Origin of the sequence: Bacillus sp. GMs2/2 (assembly GCF_050172095.1) — a bacterium.
Lineage (GTDB): Bacteria > Bacillota > Bacilli > Bacillales > Bacillaceae_G > Bacillus_A > Bacillus_A cereus.
The window spans coordinates 1-3355 of record NZ_JBNLYE010000402.1; the positions used below are offsets into that span (position 1 = coordinate 1).

Here is a 3355-nt window from a genome sequence, read left to right on the forward strand (position 1 = left end):
GAACAATTAATCCATATTTTCGGTTTTCATTAATAGTATGTACGAATGATAATGTTACATTAATTTTATTATCCTCACTAGTAATTGTACTGCCATTGTTAATGTGTTGGCCTTGATTATCCTTCAATCCGTAAGAAATAGTATTGGTTTGTTGCTCTCGTTTATTTTCTATGGAGGGTGGATGAGGTTGTATGATTGAAGTATTGAACAAAATATAAATTGTAAGTAATGAAATAAGTAAAACACCGCTAATAATATATATTTGTTTCATAAATAGCACCTCAATATATGTAAAATATTAGAGAAAAAAGATATGCAAGATGCATATCTTTTTTCTCTTTCTTACCAGAAAGCTTTTGTTTCGTGATTCACATCATTATAACCACTTAATTTATAGGTATGATTACCGATAGCGTAATCATCTCCATAATAAATGCTTGTGTTGGTCGCTGTAGCACTTACAAAGGATGATTTTTTTGCACTATTACTTTTCGTATTTACTAATGAGCCATCGCCATTGAAAGTTCTTGCTTTTGCATAAACATAGTCTTCGGTCGTAGTTGATTTCGATTTAGCAACTGCATATGGGTTACCAAAAAAGGGAGTATATACGCTAATGTTAGAGTCATTCTTAGGTGCAGCTGCAATAGTCAAACTAGGAACACTAGATGTTTTTGTTGATTGAATTGTATCAAAGTCAACTAAAACGGGCTGCTTGTCTACAGCATCGACCTCTGAAGCACTTGCGTTATTAGTAAAACCAAAACCTAAAACCGCTAACCCTAAAGTTGTCACCGATAAAGATTTTTTCATATTCACTAATTTTCCCACCTTTTTAAATTTTTGAGTTCGAACTCAATTCATACAATATATGAAAATTTCGAAACTCTCAATGATTTATCCCATACTTAACTTTTCTTTTACTTTCGATTCAACATGTCTTCATTTGCAAAAAAGCGAATATATCTTCTAATGCTTAGCCAACAAGGGATACAGGTTTAATTTTATGAAATTCATGTAAATTTAAATCTATTCATGTCAGAATCTCTGTTATTTTTAAGTTCATATGGGAAACTTATTAAAAAAAGGATGGTGACAAAAATGACAATCGATCGAATTTGTACAATTGGACCCGCAAGTAATAATAAAGAAACGTTAGCGCAGTTAATAAAGAATGGTATGAAAATTGTTCGACTGAATTTATCGCATGGCACGCATGAAAGTCATAAAGACATCATTCGTTTAGTGAAATCATTAGATGACTCTATTAAATTTTTGGGTGATGTACAAGGACCTAAAATAAGATTAGGTGAAGTGAAGGGAGGGCAAATTACACTTCAGGCAGGAGATTCTTTTATTTTACATACAGAACCAGTTACAGGGAGTAATACAGAAGCGAGTGTTGATTATGAAGGAATACCGAATGATGTGAAAGTAGGCAGTAGAATTTTAATTAATGATGGAGAAGTTGAATTAATTGTTGAAAAGATAAGTACGGACAAAATAGAAACGAAGGTAAAAACAGGTGGCAATATCTCATCTCATAAAGGAGTTAATTTACCAGATGCGGCTGTTCGTTTACCAGCTATTACAGAGAAAGATAAAAAAGATATTCAGTTTCTTTTAGAGGAGAATGTTGATTTTATCGCGTGTTCTTTCGTAAGAAAACCTAGTCATATAAAAGAAATACGAGAATTTATACAACAGTATAAAGAAACGTCACCTAATGTAATTGCAAAAATAGAAACGATGGAAGCAATCGAGAATTTTCAAGATATATGTAAAGAAGCAGATGGAATTATGATTGCAAGGGGCGATTTAGGAGTAGAGTTACCGTATCAATGCATTCCGCTTTTACAGAAAATGATGATTCAGGAATGTAATCGAACGAATACATATGTCATTACAGCAACACAAATGCTTCAATCTATGGTAGATCATTCTATTCCAACAAGGGCTGAGGTGACTGATGTGTTTCAAGCTGTACTGGACGGGACGAATGCAGTTATGCTTTCAGCTGAAAGTGCATCAGGAGAACATCCAATCGAAAGTGTGAGAACATTACGTCTCGTTTCAGAATTTGCGGAGCATGTTAAAAAAGATGGACCTTTTGCGATGAAAGATGTACTGGAGTTACTGCATAAATCACTGAATGAGTGATGAATAAAAACACGAGGGCGGATATGCATCCGCCCTCGTGTTTTTCATTCATACTATTCTTGCTCTTGCTCATCCAAAATCTTTTCAAACGCAGCAGATACTTTATCAAACTCTTCATCATTTTCAATGTATGAAAACTCATTATCTTCTTCTACTTTTAAAAAGAAAATATCAATGTCTTCCTCAGTTTCTGTTTGGATATCTTCAACAAAGGCAACTGCAATATATTCTGCACCTTCGACATCCATCGCTCCAAGTACTTCTACTTCTTGCTCTTCGTTATTCTCATCACTAAGAGTAAACACTTCGCCAACTTCAATATCAGACATATTCATTCTCCTCCTGTTCGACTCTAAAAATAGAGCACTCAAACTGTATACATACTAACATATCTTTCCATGAAAAACCAAATTCATACATAAGAAAAACGACTAATAGTTCTTTAGTATAAGTATCCAGCTATTAGGAGCATTATTTGTGTGTGCTATATTACTTAATCCATTCAACAATTGTATCCATAGTCTGTCTTGTTTTATCACGTTTTGGATCTTCTTTACGGTAACCAAAGGCAACCATAACTGATACTTCAAGATTATCGCCTTGTATAATGCCTTCTTGACGAAGTAAGGAGTCTACTTTCTCTTTATCGAATCCTTCTATCGGACAAGAATCAATGCCGATTTGAGCTGCGCTCGTCATCATATTACCTAAAGCAATATAAGTTTGTTTAGATGCCCAATCAAATACAGTACGATCGGATTGTAATAAGTTAAAATCTGTTTCCTGGAACTTTTTGAAGAATTCATATCTAATTTTTTGAGTGTCTTCAGGCAATCCAATAATATCGTTCATCATATATTTAATATACTCTGCATCATAATGCATATCTTTAATGTTTCTTGAAAGAACAATGACGAAATGGCTTGCTGTTGCAAGTTGCCCACCAGCGCCCCATGAATACGGTTGTAGTTTTTCTCTTAATTCTTTATTTTGTACGACAATAAATTTCCAAGGTTCATATCCAAAAGAAGAAGGAGATAATCTGCCTGTTTCTAAAATGAATTTAAAATCCTCTTCTGAAATTTTGTGCATAGGATCGAACTCTTTACATGCATGTCTGAAATGAAAAGCCTCCATAATTTTCTCTTTTGTAATTTCGTTTGTATTTGTCATAAAAGTTCCTCTTTTCGTTAAT

4 protein-coding genes and 1 pseudogene are annotated in these 3355 nt (G+C 33.6%); 1 reads left to right on the top strand and 4 read right to left on the bottom strand.

Going from position 1 to position 3355, the window contains the following annotated elements; translation table 11 throughout:
• Both ACQGS6_RS25070 and ACQGS6_RS25075 read right to left on the bottom strand, forming a co-directional pair.
• Positions 1 to 271 (bottom strand): annotated as a pseudogene (locus tag ACQGS6_RS25070) (hypothetical protein); the annotation flags it as partial.
• A 71-nt stretch (positions 272 to 342) separates the two neighbouring features.
• Positions 343 to 819 (bottom strand): hypothetical protein, encoded by a 477-nt coding sequence (locus ACQGS6_RS25075; RefSeq protein ID WP_001056348.1) that lies wholly within the window; start codon positions 817 to 819, stop codon positions 343 to 345.
• 282 nt (positions 820 to 1101) lie between these two features.
• Between ACQGS6_RS25075 and ACQGS6_RS25080 the strand changes: the two genes are divergently transcribed.
• Positions 1102 to 2160 carry a pyruvate kinase gene (locus ACQGS6_RS25080; protein ID WP_061663344.1) on the top strand — a complete coding sequence of 353 codons (1059 nt, stop codon included), beginning with the start codon at positions 1102 to 1104 and terminating at the stop codon, positions 2158 to 2160.
• A 53-nt stretch (positions 2161 to 2213) separates the two neighbouring features.
• On the opposite strand, the gene ACQGS6_RS25085 is transcribed toward ACQGS6_RS25080, so the two are convergent.
• Positions 2214 to 2495, bottom strand: coding sequence for a DUF1292 domain-containing protein (locus ACQGS6_RS25085; RefSeq protein ID WP_002005464.1), 282 nt, complete (start codon positions 2493 to 2495; stop codon positions 2214 to 2216).
• 154 nt (positions 2496 to 2649) lie between these two features.
• Complete coding sequence (locus ACQGS6_RS25090; RefSeq protein WP_000185718.1) at positions 2650 to 3333, bottom strand: NAD(P)H-dependent oxidoreductase; 684 nt, start codon at positions 3331 to 3333, stop codon at positions 2650 to 2652.
• Between the last annotated feature and the right edge of the window lie 22 nt (positions 3334 to 3355).